The organism is Priestia aryabhattai (assembly GCF_023715685.1).
Classification (GTDB): Bacteria; Bacillota; Bacilli; order Bacillales; family Bacillaceae_H; genus Priestia; species Priestia aryabhattai_B.
This window is the reverse complement of record NZ_JAMBOQ010000011.1, coordinates 20,141-39,648: the sequence shown is the minus strand read 5'-3', so window position 1 is coordinate 39,648 and position 19,508 is coordinate 20,141. Positions and strand designations below refer to the sequence as shown.

The following is a 19,508-nucleotide window of genomic DNA, read 5'->3' as shown; positions in this document are numbered from 1 at the left end:
AGGAATTAATATGACGGAGATTAAAATAAGGGAAATTACGTACTTAGAAGCAGTTAGAGAAGCTATGAGTCAAGAGATGCGTCAGAATGAAGACGTATTCATTCTAGGTGAAGATATTGGGGTATATGGCGGGGCATTTGGTGTGACACGCGGAATGATTGAGGAATTTGGACCAGAACGTGTTCGTAACACACCTATTTCAGAAGCAGCAATCGCAGGTGGGGCAGTTGGAGCTGCTCTTACCGGTATGAGACCGATTTTAGAATTGCAATTTTCTGATTTTATTACAATTGCAATGGATCAACTAGTGAACCAGGCAGCTAAAACTCGTTATATGTTCGGTGGTAAGGGAAAGGTTCCAATGGTTGTAAGAACACCTGCTGGTTCAGGTACAGGAGCAGCAGCTCAACACTCACAAAGTTTAGAAGCTTGGATGGCCCACATCCCTGGTTTAAAAGTAGTTCAGCCATCTAATGCCTATGATGCTAAAGGTCTATTAAAAGCAGCGATGGACGATGATAACCCTGTTATTTTTTATGAGCATAAATTATTATACCGAACACAGTGCAATGTACCAGAAGAACAATACTCTATTCCATTAGGAAAAGCAGATATTAAACGTGAAGGAAAAGATGTCACCATTGTAGCGACCGCAATTATGGTACATAAGACATTAGAAGCAGCAACAGAATTGGAGAAAGAAGGAATTGATGTAGAAATTATTGATCCGCGTACAATTGTTCCTTTAGACGAGGAAGCTATTATAGAGTCTGTGAAAAAGACTGGTCGTCTTATCGTAGTACATGAAGCAGTTAAACGCGGCGGATTTGGTGGCGAGATTGCTAGTATGATAGCTGAAAGTGAAGCATTTGATTATTTAGATTCTCCAATCAAAAGGTTAGGCGGATTAGCAGTTCCAATTCCTTATAACCCAACATTAGAGAAAGCCGTTGTTCCTCAAGTTCCGGATATTATTGAAGCAGTCAAAGAAACAGTTCGTTTTAAATAAGGAGAGTGAAAACATGGCAAAAGAGATTTTTATGCCAAAACTAAGTAGTACGATGGAAACTGGCACCCTCCTTGAGTGGTTTAAAGAAGAGGGAGATACGGTTGAAATAGGAGAACCACTTTTTGAAATCTTAACAGATAAAATTAACATTGAAGTTGAAGCATATGACGACGGTATTTTATTAAAGAGGTATTTCGATACTGACGACCAAGTCCCAGTTAACCATGTAATTGGTTATATCGGTCAAGCAAATGAACAAGTACCTGCAGAATCGCCAGGCGAGTCGGGTGAATCAAATGAATCAAATGAGCAAGCACTTCAAGAAGAAACAGTAGCCGAGGAGGCTGAAAGACCATTAGTAGCTGTCTCAGTTATTTCTGGAGAAAAACCACGTGCAACCCCAGCAGCAAGAAGAATGGCAAAAACGAATCAAGTGGAGTTAACAGCCATAGCTGGAAGTGGTCCAAATGGAAGAGTTCATGTAAAAGACGTCAATGAATACGTTAATGAAGATCAAGCACATTCAAAAATCACACCACTAGCTAACAAAATAGCTAAACATGAGAACGTAGATATAACTACAATTTCAGGAAGTGGTCTAAATGGCAAAATTGTTAAACAAGATATATCTGCAGCTATTCAAGAAAAGAGCACAAAAGCACCAGCCTCTTCACAGAAAAGAAGAAAAATTGGTGGCATGCGTAAGGTGATTTCAGATCGAATGTCTCAAAGTGCTTTCACAGCACCTCATGTTACATTAACAAGTGAGATTGATACGACAAAGGTAAAAGAGTTACGTGTTCAACTTTTACCTATTGTTGAAAAACAAACAGGCATGCGATTATCTTATACAGAAGTAATTATAAAAGCAGTAGGACTAGTATTGTCACGTTTTCCAGCAGTCAATGCATCTTTTATAAATGATGAAATTATATACAATGATGCTGTTCATATTGGTTTGGCGGTCGCTGTTCCGGACGGATTAATGGTACCCGTTCTTAAAGATGTAAACCAGAAAGGCTTAGCAGATTTAACGATGGAAGCAAAAGAGATTGGTAAACGTGCAAGAGAACAAAAATTATTACCTGATCAATTAAAAGGTTCAACATTTACAATTAGTAACCTTGGGATGTATGCAATAGACGCATTTACACCAATTATTAATCAACCAGAAACAGCTATTTTAGGAGTAGGTAGAATGCTAGAGAAACCTGTAGTTATAAAGGGTGAGATTGAAGTCCGTCCAATGATGACATTAAGCCTGTCATTTGATCATCGTGTAATTGATGGAGCTCCAGCAGCAGAATTTTTAACAGAACTCAAACGTGTTCTCGAAAATCCGTTTGAATTGCTAGTATAAGAGGTGGAAAATATGATAAATGCTTATGAAATTGTAGTAATAGGTGGAGGACCAGGTGGATACGTAGCCGCATTACATGCGGCAGAGCTTGGAAAAAAAGTTGCCTTAATTGAGGCCGATTTTTTAGGTGGAACCTGCTTAAATAGAGGTTGTATTCCTTCTAAAACATTGTTGAAGCACGCTGAGGTAATTGAGTCTATTGAAAAAGCGCAATCGTGGGGAATTGAAACAGGAGAACTTTCTTTCTCGTTAGACAAAATGAAAAAGCGCAAAGATGATGTCATTCATCGTTTACGACAAGGAATTTCTTATTTGCTAAGCCAAGGGAAAATAGATGTTTATGAGGGTTTTGGCAAGATTGAAGAAGGAAAAGTGATTAGAATTGAATCAAATGGAAAAGAAGAAAGAATTCAAGCTGAACGTATTATTATAGCTACAGGATCGACTCCTATTATTCCACCAATAGAAGGTTTAGCCTCTGTTGACTTTGATACAAGCGATACGATTTTTGATATTCAAGATATTCCTAAATCAGTTGTTATTATTGGTGGGGGTGTCATTGGAGTAGAATTTGCCTGTATCTTTGCTAGTTTAAAAGCAGAAGTAACGGTGATTGAAGCAGCAGATCGCATTATTCCAAGTGAAGATATAGATGCTTCCAAGATGTTAAACAAACTTCTTAAGAAAAAAGGTATTCAGTTTCATACAAGTACGAAGGTCACAAAAGTTCAAGAGCGAAACATGCAAAAAGTTGTGACATGTGTAGATTCAAAAGGAAAAGAGCGTCTTTTTGAAACAGAGACCCTCATCTTGAGTGTGGGACGAAAACCGAATCTTTCAGCTGTTCAAAACACAGAACTTGCAATGGAAGGACCATTCATCAAAGTAAATGAAAAAATGGAAACAAGTATTCCTGCAATTTATGCAGTTGGTGACGTAGTTGGGGGTTACCAATTAGCCCATGTTGCTAGTGCAGAGGGGATTGTAGCTGCTAAAAATGCAGGTGGAGTTAACGATGAAATCGATTATAAAGTAGTGCCTCGTTGTATTTATACATTACCTGAGGTAGCTAGTGTAGGAATTACAGAAGCAGAAGCAAAAAAACAAGGAATGTCTGTTCGAGTTGAGCGCTTTGATCATGCTGGAAATGGAAAAGCCCTCGCTTCAGGGGAATCAGAAGGTTTTGTGAAAATAGTATATGAGGAAAAATATGGAGAAATAATTGGTGTAACAATGGTTGGTTCGCATGTTACCGAGATGATTTCTGAAGCTTCTGCTTTTATATACTTAGAGGGAACGGTCGAGGAAGTTTCAAAGATGATACATCCTCACCCAACTGTTTCTGAATCATTTTACGAAGCAGCTATCAATAGTATAAACTCTATGAGAAAGAAAGGTGTTCTCGTCTAATAAAGAATACATCTTTGTTAGGTGATAGATTTAGCTAAAAAGAGGCGATGGCATGGTAGTAGGTTGGGAAGAAAGAAGGCAACTGGTAAAAGTGGCTAATTTATATTATATGGATGGGTGGACGCAAGAGCAGATTGCTAAGAAAGTAGGCGTGTCTCGACCTATTATTTCGAGAATTTTGCAGAAGGCAAGAGATTCAAAAGTGGTAGAAGTTTATATTAAGGACGAAAATATTCATACAGTGGAATTGGAACAACAGCTAGAAAAGCGATATGGATTGAAGGATGTAATTGTTGTATCTACTGTAGGGTTAACACCTGATATGGTTAAAAAAGCAGTAGGTCAAGCAAGTGCCTATTATCTTTCTAAATATTTAAAGAAAAGAAATGTAAGCCAACTTGGTATTTCATGGGGTTCTACTTTAGCTGAATTAGTAAAAGAATATCCGTTTGAACGAAAAGAGCAGATGAACATTGTACCTCTTGTAGGAGGTATGGGAACACAACATGTAGAAATTCATGCAAATCAACTAGCTTATGAGTTAGCTAAAAAAATGAGTTGTACGTGTTCTTACTTATATGCTCCTGCAATTGTAGAAACAAAAGAATTGAAGGAACGTCTAGTAAGTATGAGGGAAATTTCGTCTGTCCTTGAGGAAGGAAAAAAAGTAGACGTGGCCCTTATTGGATTAGGAAATCCTTATAAAGGTTCTATGCGGAAGCTTGGTTATCTAAAAGATAAAGACCTAAAGCAATTACGAAAAATAGGCGTTGTAGGTGACATTGGATCTCGCTTCTTTGATGAATCAGGAGTTGTTGTTAGCCACCCATTAAATGATAAAGTAATTGCTCTGCCATTAGAGCAACTAAAAAGAGTAAAAGAAGTAATAGGAGTAGTTGAAGGGACTCATAAGGTAGAAAGTGCCCAAGCTGCTCTAAAAGCAAACTATTTAGATGTACTTATTATAGATGAACAAACTGCATTAGCGCTTTTAGAGGCGAAATAATAGAGCTGACTCAAAGGTTATTTTATTAAATTCCTTTGACGTCAGCTCCTTTATGTACACATTAATAAATTTAAACAATTTTTATATGCATTAAAATTAAATAATTCTGATTTTTTATCCTTATATTAAAAGAAGAGAGGGAAGAAGAGTATGCCGAGGTTCTTAGAAAGGTTAGGCATGGACCCCAAAATGGCTTTAGGTTACTTAGGGGTTATACTTTTTATGATGGGTGATGGACTTGAGCAGGGGTGGTTATCTTCTTATTTAACTGATAATGGTTTGAGTATTCAACAGTCAGCTTTATTATTTAGTGTATATGGAGTTGCAGTTGCACTTGCTTCTTGGTTTTCAGGAGTATTGGCTGAAATTCTAGGAACTAGAAAGGCTATGACATTAGGAATAACATTATTTTTGATAGGGACAATTGTTTTTTTAACTATTGGTTTACCATCTATGAATCTTTGGATCATGATACCGACATACTCTCTTAGAGGATTAGGGTATCCCCTATTTGCTTATTCTTTTTTAGTTTGGCTTACATACTATACGCCAAGCAATAAACTCGGAACAGCTGTAGGATGGTTTTGGTTCTCATTTGCAGCTGGCTTAAATGTATTGGGGGCTTATTATTCAAGTTTTATCCTTCCTATTTTAGGTGAAATCAACACTTTATGGAGTGCTGTGATCTTCACGGGTGTAGGAGCCTTAATTGCAATTATGACAAATAAGGATGATTCAAGCAGTGGGAAAACCTTTGAAACCAGGCAAGACATGGCCAAGTATTTATTAAAAGGTATTACAATTGCATTTGAAAAGCCTAAAATTGGTTTAGGTGGTATTGTAAGAACAATTAATACAACTGGTGCATATGGTTTTGTGGTTTTTATGCCTGCTTATATGATGGAAATCGGCTTTACAAGAACAGAATGGTTACAAATCTATGGATTACTTTGGACCAGTAATATTTTCTTTAATTTAATATTTGGGATTGTTGGGGATAAGCTAGGTTGGCGTAATACAGTTATGTGGTTTGGAGGGGTAGGATGTGCTATTTTCACCGCAGCATTTTACTATGTTCCAACCCTTCTAGGACCAAATTATTTCTTTACAATCCTTACAGCGTGTGGCTTTGGCGCTTGTTTAGCTGCATATGCACCATTGTCTGCATTAATCCCTTCATTAGCAGGAAATAATAAAGGAGCTGCTATGTCCGTACTTAATCTTGGGGCAGGTCTAAGTACATTTCTTGGGCCAGCAATTGTTGGCGCTTTCATCGGAAGTGTAGGTACATTGGGAATTATATGGATATATACTATTTTATATCTCCTTAGTGCATTCTTGATGAAATTTATTCAGCTTCCTAAGAAGGAAGAAGAAAACCCTTCTGATGATCTTACTAATTTAAAAGATGTGGTAGGTTCTTCAAATTAAATAGTCATTCCTAAATAATAATGAATCATAAGAATAAGGACGTCTCTCATAGAGCGTTCTTTTTTTATAACCACCGATTTTTTGCATATAAAAGGAACTTAATTCTCGTGAACGGTTTTACTGTTACCGAGATTTCTTATTTAATCAAAATGTACTTTTATGTAAGAGTAAGATGTTCTCATTTCATATAGTTATTGCTATACTAAAAAGCATACGAACAGATAAAGAGGCGATTGTATGTTAAATTGGGAAGAAAGAAAGCAGATGGTGAAATTAGCTAATCTGTATTATATAGAGGGATGGACACAACAACAGATTGCTAAGAAAGTAGGGGTATCAAGGCCTATTATTTCTAAACTCCTACAAAGAGCAAAAGAGCTTGGAATAATAGAGGTTTATATTAAAGACGAGAGTGTCCATACTGTCGATCTAGAACTGAAACTTGAAAAAAAATATGACTTACAAGATGCCATTGTTATATCTATAGTTGGATTAACTCCAGAAATGACTAAAAGAGCAGTGGGCCAGGCCGGTGCTTATTATCTCTCTAAGTATTTAAAGAGAATGGATGCAAAAAAACTTGGTATTTCATGGGGGTCTACTTTAGCTGAATTGGTGAAAGAATATCCATTTGAGAGAAAAGAAGAAATGAATATTGTGCCTCTCGTAGGTGGTATGGGGACACAACATGTAGAAATTCACGCTAATCAATTAGCTTATGAATTAGCTAAAAAAATGGGTTGTACATGTTCCTACTTATATGCTCCTGCCATTGTAGAAACAAAGGAACTAAAAGAGCATCTAGTAGCTATGAAAGAAATTTCTTCTGTTCTTGAAGAGGTTAAGGAAGTAGATTTAGCTCTTGTAGGTATAGGAAACCCTCACAAAGGTTCTACTATGAAGGAACTTAATTATTTAAAAGAAGATGATTTGCAAAATCTTCGTAAGATGGGTGCTGTTGGTGATATTGCCTCTCGTTTTTTTGAAGCGTCAGGAGAATCGGTTGACCATCCGTTAAACGATAAAGTAATTGGCTTATCACTAGAAGATTTAAGGCAGATTAAAAAGGTCATTGGAGTAGTTGAGGGAACTCACAAGCTAGAGAGTGTTGAGGCTGCTCTAAGAGGAAATTATTTAGATGTGCTAATAATTGACGAACAAACAGCCTCGGCTCTTTTAAGAGGAGAATAACAAGTTATTAAATCAGATACTTTAGATTTCATTTTATTTATGCAATTTAACCCCACTGAAACTAGTTATGTAGTCTTTAAAAGAAGGTGTCCCAAAAACCAAGTATTTTTACTTTAATTTTAGGACACCTTTTAATACGTTTTGCTGTGTGAAAAACCTTTTTTATCTAATTCTATGAGAAGTAATCTATCTATTATGTTCTTTCCTTTTAAAACGCATTCTGCCTGATTTAGCATAACTACTAAATAGATTGTACACTTGATCTTAACAATGCCAAAATAGTTAATAAATCTTCCTGCTAGCCACTTAACCCTCCAGTATGATATTAATATCTCTATGTTCACATGCTATATTTTCAGTAGAAACAAGTGTGTTCGTTAATACATGTTTACCTTCTCCATTTATTACTCCTTTAAAATCTTTTACAATTTAAAACCGCAATACTACATCTATAATATTTTTAATATGTAATTTAAGTAATGTTAATAAGAAAGTTGTATATACTCCCTTGTTTAATCTTCCTTTAGATTGGGTTCAATGAATAACTGCTATACCAGTTATTCATTGAACCCATTTTTAAGTTTAGGGAGTTGGGAAAACCTTAAAAGTGAATACATTTGTTCTTTTTATAAACTTTTGTAAAAAACCGAAAATAGTCTTTAATAAAAATTAACCTAATAAATAAGATTTAAAGTGTCTAAATAATTGTTTTATAGGCATTTTTAATAATTTTCTAAAAAATTTCATTGACAAAATATACAATTGAATTTTATAATTTTAACAAAGGTAACTTATAAGAACTTTTGTAAATGTTTAACTAACCTTCATCCTTTTTGCTGCTTTGTAGTTGAGCTATTTTAATGATAATTATTGTAAACGTTTCCTTATTTGTCTGTAATTAAGGTTAAGCTTTAGTTTTTCTACATCTAAAATGTTCACATTACTCTTGTTATGTGAAGACCAAAAATTCTTATATGATGTTTCATCATAAATTAATTTACATATTTTATTAGGAGGTTTGAAACATGTTGGGATTAAACTATAAATTAAGAGAATTAGAGAAAATGGGCAGAGAAATACGTGTTGGTTTAATTGGTTGTGGACAAATGGGAAGAGGCATGATTTCTCAAATTGAAGGTATGAAAGGTATGCGAGTCGTTGCTACAGCCGATCTCCATACTTCTTTGATTCAACAAGCCTATTTAAAAGCTGGTATCAATGAACAGGAAATTGTTTTAACAGGTCAGATTGAAGAGGCAGAACAAGCTATTGAGCAAGGAAAAGTCGTAGGTACAGTTTATAGTGAGTTGGTTACAAGTTTACCAAGCGTTGATGTTGTTGTAGACGCCACTGGTGTTCCAAATTTGGGAGCTGAAATTGCTTGGAAATCTATTTTAAATAAAAAGCATATCGTCATGCTAAATGTAGAGGCAGATGTTACAGTTGGACCTCTTTTAAAACAGATGGCAGATGCAAGTGGCGTTGTATATACGGGATCAGCAGGTGATGAACCAGGAGCAGTGATGGAACTATATGATTTTGCAGATGCAATTGGTTTTGAGATTATTGCATTAGGAAAGGGAAAAAATAACCCTTTAAACCACGAAGCTAATCCTTCCTCTGCAGAGGCAGAGGCTAAAGCGAAAGGTGCTAGCCCTAAAATGATTGCTTCATTTCAAGATGGAACAAAAACTATGGTTGAAATGAATGCAGTTGCAAATGCAACTGGATTTTCACCAGATAAACCAGGCATGCATGGTCCTTCTGGTACTGTCAATGAGTTACCCTCTTTGTTTCAGCAAAAAGAAAAAGGTGGAATTTTATCAGGTAAGGGAATTGTTGACTACGTAAATGGGGTAGCCCCAGGTGTATTTGCAATTATTTCTTCAGATAAAGAAGAAGTTCATCACGAAATGAATTATTTAAAAATGGGTGATGGGCCAAATTATGTGTTATACCGTCCTTATCATTTAACAAGTCTTGAAACGCCACTTTCGGTTGCTCGTGCTTATTTTCATAAGGAGGCAACTATTGCTCCGTGGCATGGTCTCCAAGCTGAAACAGTAGCTGTAGCAAAGAAAGACTTGAAACCAGGAGATCGCCTTGATGGTATTGGAGGATATACAGTATACGGTAAATTACTAACCCATAGTGAAGCTTCTGCAGTAAATGCTCTTCCAATTGGATTAGTGGATCCAAATGTTGTAGTAACTCGTTCGATAAAACAAGGGGAAATCATTACGTACGGAGATATTGAACAAGAGAAAGAATCAATGATTTGGAAGTTACGTTCGTTGCAAACACAGAGTATAAATAAGGCATCTGTTGAAAATAAATTAGTAAAATTAAACCCTATTTTAGTTTAAGAAGAAGGTTTATAATAACTGTACAGTATTTAAATAAATGAAAGTAATCAGGTCAAAATATATTTATTTTGATCTGATTTTTCTCTATCATTTATAAAAATCAAAAAATTTAGTTAATAGATTAGTCTTAGTTTATATTGTCGTTTATGCTTATTATTTAATGTAATGGAAATTACATATTACCTCAATATTAAGAACAAATATAGGAACTAAATTTTATTGTCATACCTGCAGTTAGAAACTTTTAAGAAGATAAGTTACAACTTAGATAGTTTAACTTTGGGAAGAGGGGAATGTAGAATGAAAAAGGAGCTAGTCATTGGAATAGATGCGGGAACAGAGAGTGTTAGAGTAGTGATATATGACTTATACGGAAATCAGGTAGGATTAGGTGTTACTGGATACCAAACATATCATCCCCATCCCGGTTGGGCAGAGCAAGATCCAAGTGAATGGTGGTCTGGTTTAGTCAGTAGTATAAGAAAAGCAATGGATCAATCCGGGGTTACTAAAGAGCAAATTATTGGTTTAAGTCTAGACACAACCTGTGCTACTATTATTCCTTGCAAAAGTGACGGAACACCATTGAGACGTGCTCTTTTATGGATGGATGTTCGATCTCACGAGGAAGCTCAATTTATTTCGTCTGCTAGACATGAAGCTTTAAAATACAACGGTTACGGAAAAGTTTCTCCGGAGTGGATGGTGTGTAAAGCTTTATGGCTAAAAAGAAATGAACCTCGCATTTACAAGAGCGCAAATAAGCTCATGGACTTTTCTGATTGGTATACGTACAGGCTTACTGGTAGATATACTGGGAGTATTAGTACGACTACTTATAGATGGCATTATAATCAAAAAGAAGGAGGCGTTCCTCAGCATTTTTATGAATCAGTTGGTTTGGGTGATATTTTCGAAAAACTTCCGCAGGATATATGTAAATTGGGTGAACATATTGGGGGACTTACTAAAGAAGCAGCAGAAGAATTAGGATTAAGAGAAGGTACCCCTGTGGCCCAGGGAGGCGTAGATGCTCTTAATGGTATAATTGGTTTAGGAGTGGCTCAACCAGGAAAACTAGCTCTTATTACGGGATCCTCACATAATATTTATACGTTAACAACCAAACCAGTTCATGCAAAAGAAATATTAGGTGCCTTTCCTGATGCAGTAGTTCCAGGTTTAAACCTAGTAGAGGCAGGACAGTCTTCTTCTGGTTCTACTATCAAATGGTTGAGAACAAATTTTTGTAAGGATTTAGAGATTATAGCTAACAATAAAAATGTAAGTGTCTATGACTTACTAACTAAAGAAGCAATTAACATTCCCCCAGGTTCTGAAGGTCTTATTGTATTAGATTATTGGCAAGGAAATCGATCACCACATGTTGATCCAAATGTTAGAGGGCTAATCTCTGGGTTGTCTTTGAAACATGGGAGAGCTCATATTTATCGCGCTATTATGGAAGCGATTTCTTACGGAACAGATTGTAATATTCGTAACTTTAGAAGCAATGGAATTGATGTCGACGAAGTATATGCGGCTGGAGGAGCAACAAATAGTGAGTTGTTTTTACAAATTCATGCTGATGTAAGTAACATCTCTATAAATGTGCCTGAAGATAATCAAGTAGCTTGTTTAGGATCTGCAATCTTAGCTAGTGTTGCTGGAGGAGCTTATAAAGATATCGAAGAAGCTGCAACCAATATGGTACGTTTTAAACAAAAGAAAATAGAGCCTAATAGAGAAAATCATGAAAGATATCAACTATATGCTGAACAGTACAGAAAAGCATATCCACAATTCCACAATTGGATGTGGGAAAACACGAAGATTAACCAGGATCAATCAATTAATGTTCAAAAGGAAATTCTAGTTTAATTAAAAACAAAGTAAAACAATTTATCTATACTTTTCTACTTAAAAATTAATCACTGGCTAATTCAGTGGAAAACGTGAAATGGCCTATACAAATAAATATAAGAAGATATTAGTAGTAATTAATTTTATATAAAATAACCTTAGAAAAACCCATACCTACTATGTTTGCTTATATCCTTATAACAAAGAAACTCATCAAAAAATTCTTTACCCCACTAAAAAATAGGATTTTTTGATGAGTTTTTTCTAATATACACTGTTCTTTTTCATTAGGGAGTGAATTCCAGATGCTCTGTTTAATGTAAAAAAGCTTCTTTATAAAAAGTAACGCTTATTTTAATTAACTCTCTTGAAGTTCGGGCACTTCTCAGTCCATTTCATAATTTTTGTACCGCATATAGTAACAGTTCCTCAATGTTTCTTTTGCCTAATTCTTTGGCTTCTTCTTCATGTTTTTCTGTAACCGCCATAATCGGATCTTCTACGGAGATGATACGGGCAAACTGCTCTTTTTCTTCGTCTTTCTTCACAAAAAGCTGAAATAACGCAATGTTTTCTCAGCGTGATAAAAATGACGCTTACTTGGCTTTCTCCTTACCTCATGTGTGCGCTTAAACGCTTCTAACTCTTCTTTATGGACAAAATAACAATTGATTCCCCGGTATTCTTCTTGAAACGCAGGTAAGAGTTCTTGCTTAATATACTTATTCACCGTTGTGACCGGGATATCAAGTTGCTGTGCCACTTCTTTTGTCATAAGTCCTGGCTTTTTTAATTCTTTTTGTAAACGAACGACATCTTCGATATGCCAATCATCTTTATTAATAGGATTTAATTTTCCTTGTTGGATATATGTATAAATGGTTTTCTTTGATGAAACAGATAACATGTCTATTATATCTTCAATGGTAATGATTTTGGTATTATTATCAATCATAAAGAACACTTTTCTTATTCCTAGATTAATCAATAATTTCTTATAACATATTAAAACAGGGTTAAATGTTAAAGGTTTTAACAACGTATATGTAAATGATAAAACAACTTATAAAAATAACTTTTATTATTTGTACATTTTGTAGAAAAATGTTCGATTTGTCGTCACTTAGAGTAAATGATAAAACATAAATTTTTATAAGTTAGTTTTACCCTTTACTTCTATATATAAAATACTTTGTTTTTGTACTTTATGTAAAATTCTCATTATTGAAAGCATATTAACATTAAATACTTATTCATTTTCTTTTTGGTTAACATGAATACAACAATTTCTTAAAGGGGAAGTACAAGATAGAGTGGTATATAATGAAAAGTAAAAATCGCCATTTGTCGTCAACAAGTGTAATTAGTAAAACATTGACCTTCAAAAGTTAGTTTTATCTTTTCTCTAATAAATAAAATAAATGATTAATCACTATCATTTCTCTTTGATCGATTAGTTATTAATTATGTAGTGATATCTTTTTTTATCTAATTGAAGGCATATGAAAAATATCTAAAAGGAAATAGGAGCGTAATCATGCATATTACATATCATTCTATGTCTCATTTCATCTATCAACCTTGCATAAAAAGAGTGCAAAAGGGAATACTGTTTGCAAAAGAGATAAGATAAAGGGGTTGACGTTTTATGGAAAATAATGTGTCTAATGAAATAAATCGAGTTGAAATAAATGTATCAGATGAGGTAATGGCTGAAATGTTTTTAAATCAAGCTATAAAGGATTTCAAAAAAGGTAAGATTATTGAGAAAATTGACCAATCATTAAAAAATAAAGATAAAGAAACTTTTTTACGTTTAACTGAGGAACTTAAATCTGTATCTTAAAAAAAAGAGCAATATATTATAGAAGAAACTCGTCAAATTATCTTATTTGGATACTTACTGATAGCTCTTGTTCTTTAAGTTTTTCATTAATGCAACCTAAGATAGATTCTTATTGCTTGTCATAATACAAAGAAGAGAAATAGAAAAAGGCTACAAAAATTCCTTTGAGAATTACTTTGCAGTCTTTTTCTGCTTATATTAAAATCAATGATAGTTCCTTTTAGCTAAAGCTTCAACTTGGGGATTGTTAGAAACTTAGCGTTTGTTTTAATGCATCAATAGAGGTTCTAACACCTGCTTCAGGGGACATAGTTAGATCTTCCATTTCTAAAGAAACTTCTTCATCATAACCCATCATCTTAACAACAGAGAAAAATTCCTTCCACCACTGTAAGTCTTGTCCACAACCTACAGCTACATAATTCCAAGCTCTATTAGCTACGTCAGTAATTTCTTTTGTTTCCATTACACCGTTAACACCTGATAAGTGTCTTTCAAGTCTTACGTCTTTTCCATGAACGTGATGAATGGCTGCTCCTAATTCTCTAGCAGCCAAAATTGGATCTGCTCCCATCCATATTAGATGACTTGGGTCTAAATTTAATCCTACGGTAGGTCCAACCGCATTACGTAATTTAAATAAAGTAGCAGGATTATATACCAATTGCGAGCTGAAATTCTCAAGGGCAATTTTTTCAACACCGCACGCTTTAGCTTTTTTAACTAATTCTTTCCAATATGGAATTGCTACTTCGTTCCATTGGTAATCTAAAATATCTTTTAAGACTGGTGGCCAACTTACTGTATATGTAATCCAGTTAGGAATTTTATCTTCTGGACTTCCTGCCGGTAGTCCACTCATCATAATTACTTTCTTTACTCCTAACAGCTTCGCTAATTCAAATGTTTTATCTGTAACTTCTCGATGCTCTTTTCCAATTTCTCCTGGATCTAAAGGGTTTCCAGAACAATTTAAAGCACATAGTTTAATATTGCGTTTTTCTAACGCATTTAAAAATTCACTTCTTTTATACTCACTTTCTAATAGCTCATCTAATTTCAAATGAGGAGCTGGAGACCATCCTCCAGTTGTCATTTCAATCGTATTAATTCCCATCTCTGTAATAACGTCCAACATTTCCTCAAAAGGTAAGTGTCCTAAGCTATCTGTTACATAGGATAATTTCATTATTTTGTCCTCCTCAAAATTCAAATGATGTAGTTAGAAATCTATCCAAAAATTAATCATTTACAATTGCAATTACAAGAAAAACTTTAATGATTAGTGTCTTATGAAGACATTTATTTAAGGGTATATTATGATTGCAAACGCTATTATTTTTTGGAATTGAATTAATATTTACTCACTTATACCTGTAAGTATAGAACAATATATAATAACCGTCTTTACATTATAAGGACCTATTTTTATCTTTTTAGGACATATTTAGATGAATAAAACAAAAAAGCCTCTACTTTCAATGTATAACATTAAGTAGAGGACTTTTATTACTCTATATATTTAGTTGTTTTTATTTTCGTATAAAGTGAGCGAAAGCGCCCAGGTGAACTACGCATTGTAGAAGTAAAAACACGAGTAAAATAGTGCACGTTTGAGAAACCTGTTTCTTCAACAATATCCTTAATAGATAAATCTGTTTTTTTGAGCAATATAGCAGCCCTCTGTATCCTCTCATTTTGCACATATTCTGAGTAACTTACGCCTAATTCCGTTCCAAATAATCGAGAGAGATGACGACTCGATATATGGAGATGACTAGCTATATCAGTAATTTTCAAAGGGCTCGATAAATTATCTTTAATATATAATTTCGCTTGGGCAAGGACTCCAGAAGATTTTTTATGAACGAGATTATCGTTGTTGTGATTTAAATAAGGGACAAAAGTTTGCAATAACGAATGAATAAGAGAATATGCCAAGCATGTTAATAGCTCCTGGGACAGAGTATATTTATTGTTTGAAGCTTGAAGAAGGAGGGATTTCCAAATTAACGGAGCGATTGTATCATCTTTTATATCCTTAACTACTTTAGAACAGTTCTTAGCTTCTCTCATTATGCCTATCCACTCTTCATTTGACTCCGACTCTATTAATTCAAATCCCACATATATAATAAAAAGTCCAGTCTCACTTTTTATTTGGTGTAAAACATCCGGCCTTGAAAGAAGCATTGTATTCTTTTGTATTGAATATGTACAGTCATCGTCTATATAAATTCCTTGCCCCTCAAGTATATAACACACTTCAAAGAAAGAATGTTTATGGGGTAGATTATCATAATGTTCTGGCATAACGCCCCAGTAATGAACACGAAAAGATGCATCATTCTGCACTATATGATGAACAAGTTCATTCAAAGAGATTTTTGCTGCTACAAATTCTTTTAACAAAAAAATTCCTCCCTATCTTAAAAATTCAGAAATCTGATTTAAGTCACAATTAATAAAACTATAAGTTAAATAAAAAAAATTGTCTATATAGACAACAGATCATATAATCAATAACTAATTAACTGTAATTTAACTGAGGGTACATACATATCTTCATTAAAAATTATAATTACCAAGTAAAGCCCTATAAATAAAGGTTTCATCAGTATTTTCGTTCTGATATATCAAAAAATTCAAAAAATTATATTGACTGAAATCGTTTTAATAATTATTATTATAACCAGACATCACCATAACGTTATCATCATATAATCACCATGTCAGAAAAAGGTTAACAGAATATAAGGTTTTAAGAAAGTGAATCAAACTAAAATATAATGAAAGGGCTTTCAAATGGCGTGAAAGATGGTTATAAGATAGGGACGTTATCTTGCTGTTATCAAGTTTTCCGTATTCCCGTATAATAAACTGTTTAAAATTATCTATTCTAAAAAAATTTAAGGAGAAATTGGGATGAATAAACAGGTAAATCAAAATGCGTTCTTGGGTACCATTGTTCTAGTTTCAACATTCGGTGGGCTACTTTTTGGATATGATACAGGTGTTATCAATGGTGCCTTACCATATATGGCTAAAGCACTTAACCTCAACTCATACACTGAAGGTCTCATTGCAAGCGCTCTTCTTTTTGGTGCTGCACTAGGCGCCGTATTCGGCGGTCGACTATCAGATTATATGGGGCGTCGTAAAAATATTCTTTATCTTGCTGTGTTATTCTTCATTTCCACGCTAGGATGCACCCTTGCTCCAAATATTCCGGTTATGATTAGTTTTCGATTTTTGCTAGGGCTTGCTGTAGGGGGAGCATCCGTAGCAGTTCCAACCTATTTAGCAGAAATATCACCGGCCGAACGACGTGGCCGCATGGTTACTCGGAATGAACTAATGATTGTGGGCGGGCAACTATTGGCATTTGTTTTCAACGCTATCCTTGGTAACACAATGGGTGACAGCTCACATGTTTGGAGATATATGTTGGCGATTGCTGCACTTCCAGCAATTATTTTGTTCTTCGGTATGATTAAAGTACCAGAAAGTCCACGTTGGCTTGTATCAAAAGGAAAAAAAGAGGAAGCCTTGCGAGTTCTACGAAAGATACGCGATGAAAAACAGGCTAAATTAGAACTCAGTGAAATTGAAGCCAATTTAGCTGAGGAATCAGGGATGAAAAGAGCTACTTTTAAAGATCTTAATGTGCCATGGATACGACGCATTGTGTTTATCGGAATTGGAGTGGGCATAGTTTCGCAGGCTACAGGTGTTAACTCAATTATGTACTATGGTACCGAAATTCTCAGAGATGCTGGATTCGAAACATCGGCCGCATTGATTGGTAATATTTCCAACGGTGCAATCTCAGTATTGGCAACCTTATTAGGCATCTGGCTTCTTGGCAAAATTGGTCGTCGACCAATGATGCTGACTGGTCTAGCAGGAACAACAACGGTTCTTTTACTTATTGGGGTATTTTCTCTTACACTTGAAAGATCAACTGCTCTTCCATATGTGATGCTTACCTTGACAGTCACATTTTTAGCTTTTATGCAGGGAGCGATTGGACCTGTATTATGGGTCACACTCTCAGAGATATTCCCATTACGCTTACGGGGACTCGGAATGGGAATAAGTGTATTCTTCCTATGGATAACAAACTTTATTATTGGATTAATTTTCCCTATATTATTGGATAAAACGGGCTTATCTATAACGTTTTTCATATTCGCTGTTCTGGGCTTTATATCCATCGTATTTGTAAAAAAATACTTACCAGAAACTAAAGGACGCACACTTGAGGAGTTAGAACATTACTTCCGTACCAATGACGATCAAGATACCAAAGAGTATATAAATGATTCAGCATACCGTGAAATTTAGTTTTTAATTAGAAATCTGGATAGCAACATAAAAAACATATAATAAACAAATACAATCCTTCTACAGAACTCTTTTTTAATATTTCAAAGGGGGAGCTATTTCTTTTCTTATAATTCCGAATGATTTGAGTATAAATGCAAAAAAACATTTACAAAATACACTGAACATTATAAAATGTCTCCATACATCAGAAACACCACTAATCTACGTAAATGGAATCGATTTCATTCAACTCTCAAAATTTGGGTGATTATAATATTGGTATTTTTTATCTTAACTTTTCCAGAGTTATATTAGAATTTTAAAATTCAACTATATACTCAACATCTCATATTGCTTAACCTGTGTAAAATCTAACTTTGTGTAAAGTAAAGAGACAGAAAACATGCAAGATTCATAACTTGTAATGCAACTATAATCATTTTTATTTGCTCTTCGAATGAAATCGATTTCATCCTTTTTGATTGTAAGCTAGTTTGAACTAATAAATATTGATCCTTTAGTTAATTTATGGGAGGAACTGAATTATGGTTTTAAAAATAGGTGTTATTGGTACAGGTGCAATTGGTCAAGATCATATCCGAAGAATTACGAATGCATTAACAGGTGGAAAGGTTGTTGCTGTTACAGATGTTAACAAAGAACAAGCAAAGACTATTGTAAACAATCTAAGTCTTGATGCGAAGGTTTATGATGATGGTCATGAGTTAATTCAAGCAGAAGAAGTTGAGGCAGTTGTTGTCACCTCTTGGGGACCTACCCACGAAGAATTTGTATTAGCATCTATTGCAGAAGGCAAACCAGTATTCTGTGAAAAACCACTTGCTACAACTGCAGAGGGTTGCAAGCGAATTGTGGATGCTGAGATTGCATATGGTAAGCCATTAGTTCAAGTTGGCTATATGCGCCGTTATGATAAGGGCTATCGGGCACTTAAAAATGTAATTGATAGTGGGAAAATTGGAGAAGCATTAATGGTTCATTGTGCGCACAGAAACCCAAGCGTTCCTGACAATTATATAGGTGATATGGCGATTACTGATTCTTTTGTTCATGAAATAGATGTTTTACGTTGGTTACTTAATGATGATTATGTTTCTGTTCAGGTCATCTTACCTCGAAATACACGTCTTGCAGCTCAAGGATTACAAGATCCACATATAATTTTACTGGAAACTGCCCAGGGAATTCGAATTGACGTTGAAGTATTTGTTAACTGTCAATACGGATATGATATTCAATGTCAAGTTGTTGGAGAAACAGGTATTGCTAATTTACCTGAACCTTCCAACGTAGTTCTACGTAGTGATGCAAAATTATCTACTGAAATTCTCGTAGATTGGAAAGAACGTTTTATTGATTCTTACGATGTAGAACTACAAGAATGGATTAACTCTACATTAAAAGGTGAGGTAAATGGACCAACAGCTTGGGACGGCTATGTTGCGGCTATGACATCAGATGCTTGTGTTGAAGCGAAAAAAACGGGAAATATTATTCCAATCTCCATGGGGGAGCACCCTAAATTTTATACTAAAAGATCAGCTGTTATAGAAGTAATATAATTATAAAAATCATACAATCTCCAGATATACAGTCATCTTTCTATTCCAAAAATGCAGCTATTATTGATTTTGAATTATCTTTAGAAGATATGGAGAAAATTGATGGATTAAATC

General features: G+C 34.6%; 15 protein-coding genes. 11 read left to right on the top strand and 4 right to left on the bottom strand.

Annotation, left to right across the window (positions count from 1 at the left end; genetic code table 11):
• Window positions 1-10 precede the first annotated feature (10 nt).
• The 8 genes from M3225_RS25995 to M3225_RS25960 all read left to right on the top strand — a co-directional run bounded on the left by M3225_RS25995 (window position 11) and on the right by M3225_RS25960 (window position 11,654).
• Window positions 11-1,009 (top strand): alpha-ketoacid dehydrogenase subunit beta, encoded by a 999-nt coding sequence (locus tag M3225_RS25995; protein WP_285886067.1) that lies wholly within the window; start codon window positions 11-13, stop codon window positions 1,007-1,009.
• Window positions 1,010-1,022: 13 nt separating this feature from the next.
• On the top strand, window positions 1,023-2,369 hold the full coding sequence (locus tag M3225_RS25990; RefSeq protein WP_251399728.1) for a dihydrolipoamide acetyltransferase family protein: 1,347 nt from the start codon (window positions 1,023-1,025) through the stop codon (window positions 2,367-2,369).
• Between the two features lie 12 nt (window positions 2,370-2,381).
• Window positions 2,382-3,779 carry a dihydrolipoyl dehydrogenase gene (gene lpdA, locus M3225_RS25985; RefSeq protein ID WP_251399726.1) on the top strand — a complete coding sequence of 466 codons (1,398 nt, stop codon included), beginning with the start codon at window positions 2,382-2,384 and terminating at the stop codon, window positions 3,777-3,779.
• Window positions 3,780-3,831: 52 nt separating this feature from the next.
• Complete coding sequence (locus tag M3225_RS25980; RefSeq protein WP_251399724.1) at window positions 3,832-4,785, top strand: sugar-binding transcriptional regulator; 954 nt, start codon at window positions 3,832-3,834, stop codon at window positions 4,783-4,785.
• A gap of 150 nt (window positions 4,786-4,935) precedes the next feature.
• A complete protein-coding gene (locus M3225_RS25975; RefSeq protein WP_251399722.1) occupies window positions 4,936-6,216 on the top strand; it encodes an MFS transporter in 1,281 nt (426 codons plus the stop codon).
• Between the two features lie 237 nt (window positions 6,217-6,453).
• Window positions 6,454-7,407 (top strand): sugar-binding transcriptional regulator, encoded by a 954-nt coding sequence (locus tag M3225_RS25970; protein WP_251399720.1) that lies wholly within the window; start codon window positions 6,454-6,456, stop codon window positions 7,405-7,407.
• A gap of 1,025 nt (window positions 7,408-8,432) precedes the next feature.
• Window positions 8,433-9,773, top strand: coding sequence for an NAD(P)H-dependent oxidoreductase (locus M3225_RS25965; RefSeq protein WP_251399718.1), 1,341 nt, complete (start codon window positions 8,433-8,435; stop codon window positions 9,771-9,773).
• 279 nt (window positions 9,774-10,052) lie between these two features.
• Entirely contained in the window at window positions 10,053-11,654 is a 1,602-nt protein-coding gene (locus M3225_RS25960; protein ID WP_251399715.1) for an FGGY-family carbohydrate kinase, read from the top strand.
• Between the two features lie 377 nt (window positions 11,655-12,031).
• Here the strand turns inward: M3225_RS25960 and M3225_RS25955 are convergent, their stop codons facing one another.
• Window positions 12,032-12,184, bottom strand: a complete 153-nt coding sequence (locus M3225_RS25955; protein WP_251399698.1) for a hypothetical protein — start codon at window positions 12,182-12,184, stop codon at window positions 12,032-12,034.
• Window positions 12,181-12,591: a helix-turn-helix domain-containing protein gene (locus M3225_RS25950; RefSeq protein WP_251399696.1), complete on the bottom strand. Its 411-nt coding sequence runs from the start codon at window positions 12,589-12,591 to the stop codon at window positions 12,181-12,183. The genes M3225_RS25955 and M3225_RS25950 overlap by 4 nt, the downstream gene beginning before the upstream one ends.
• A gap of 693 nt (window positions 12,592-13,284) precedes the next feature.
• Between M3225_RS25950 and M3225_RS25945 the strand changes: the two genes are divergently transcribed.
• Entirely contained in the window at window positions 13,285-13,482 is a 198-nt protein-coding gene (locus M3225_RS25945; protein WP_251399693.1) for an IDEAL domain-containing protein, read from the top strand.
• 247 nt (window positions 13,483-13,729) lie between these two features.
• On the opposite strand, the gene M3225_RS25940 is transcribed toward M3225_RS25945, so the two are convergent.
• Both M3225_RS25940 and M3225_RS25935 read right to left on the bottom strand, forming a co-directional pair.
• On the bottom strand, window positions 13,730-14,671 hold the full coding sequence (locus M3225_RS25940) for a sugar phosphate isomerase/epimerase family protein (RefSeq protein WP_251399691.1): 942 nt from the start codon (window positions 14,669-14,671) through the stop codon (window positions 13,730-13,732).
• Window positions 14,672-14,991: 320 nt separating this feature from the next.
• Window positions 14,992-15,894: a helix-turn-helix domain-containing protein gene (locus M3225_RS25935; protein WP_251399688.1), complete on the bottom strand. Its 903-nt coding sequence runs from the start codon at window positions 15,892-15,894 to the stop codon at window positions 14,992-14,994.
• A 513-nt stretch (window positions 15,895-16,407) separates the two neighbouring features.
• On the opposite strand from M3225_RS25935, the gene M3225_RS25930 reads away from it, so the two are divergent.
• Together M3225_RS25930 and M3225_RS25925 are read left to right on the top strand one after the other, a co-directional pair.
• Window positions 16,408-17,829, top strand: coding sequence for a sugar porter family MFS transporter (locus tag M3225_RS25930; protein WP_251399685.1), 1,422 nt, complete (start codon window positions 16,408-16,410; stop codon window positions 17,827-17,829).
• 527 nt (window positions 17,830-18,356) lie between these two features.
• Entirely contained in the window at window positions 18,357-19,394 is a 1,038-nt protein-coding gene (locus M3225_RS25925) for a Gfo/Idh/MocA family protein (protein WP_251399682.1), read from the top strand.
• The last annotated feature ends 114 nt before the right edge of the window (window positions 19,395-19,508 follow it).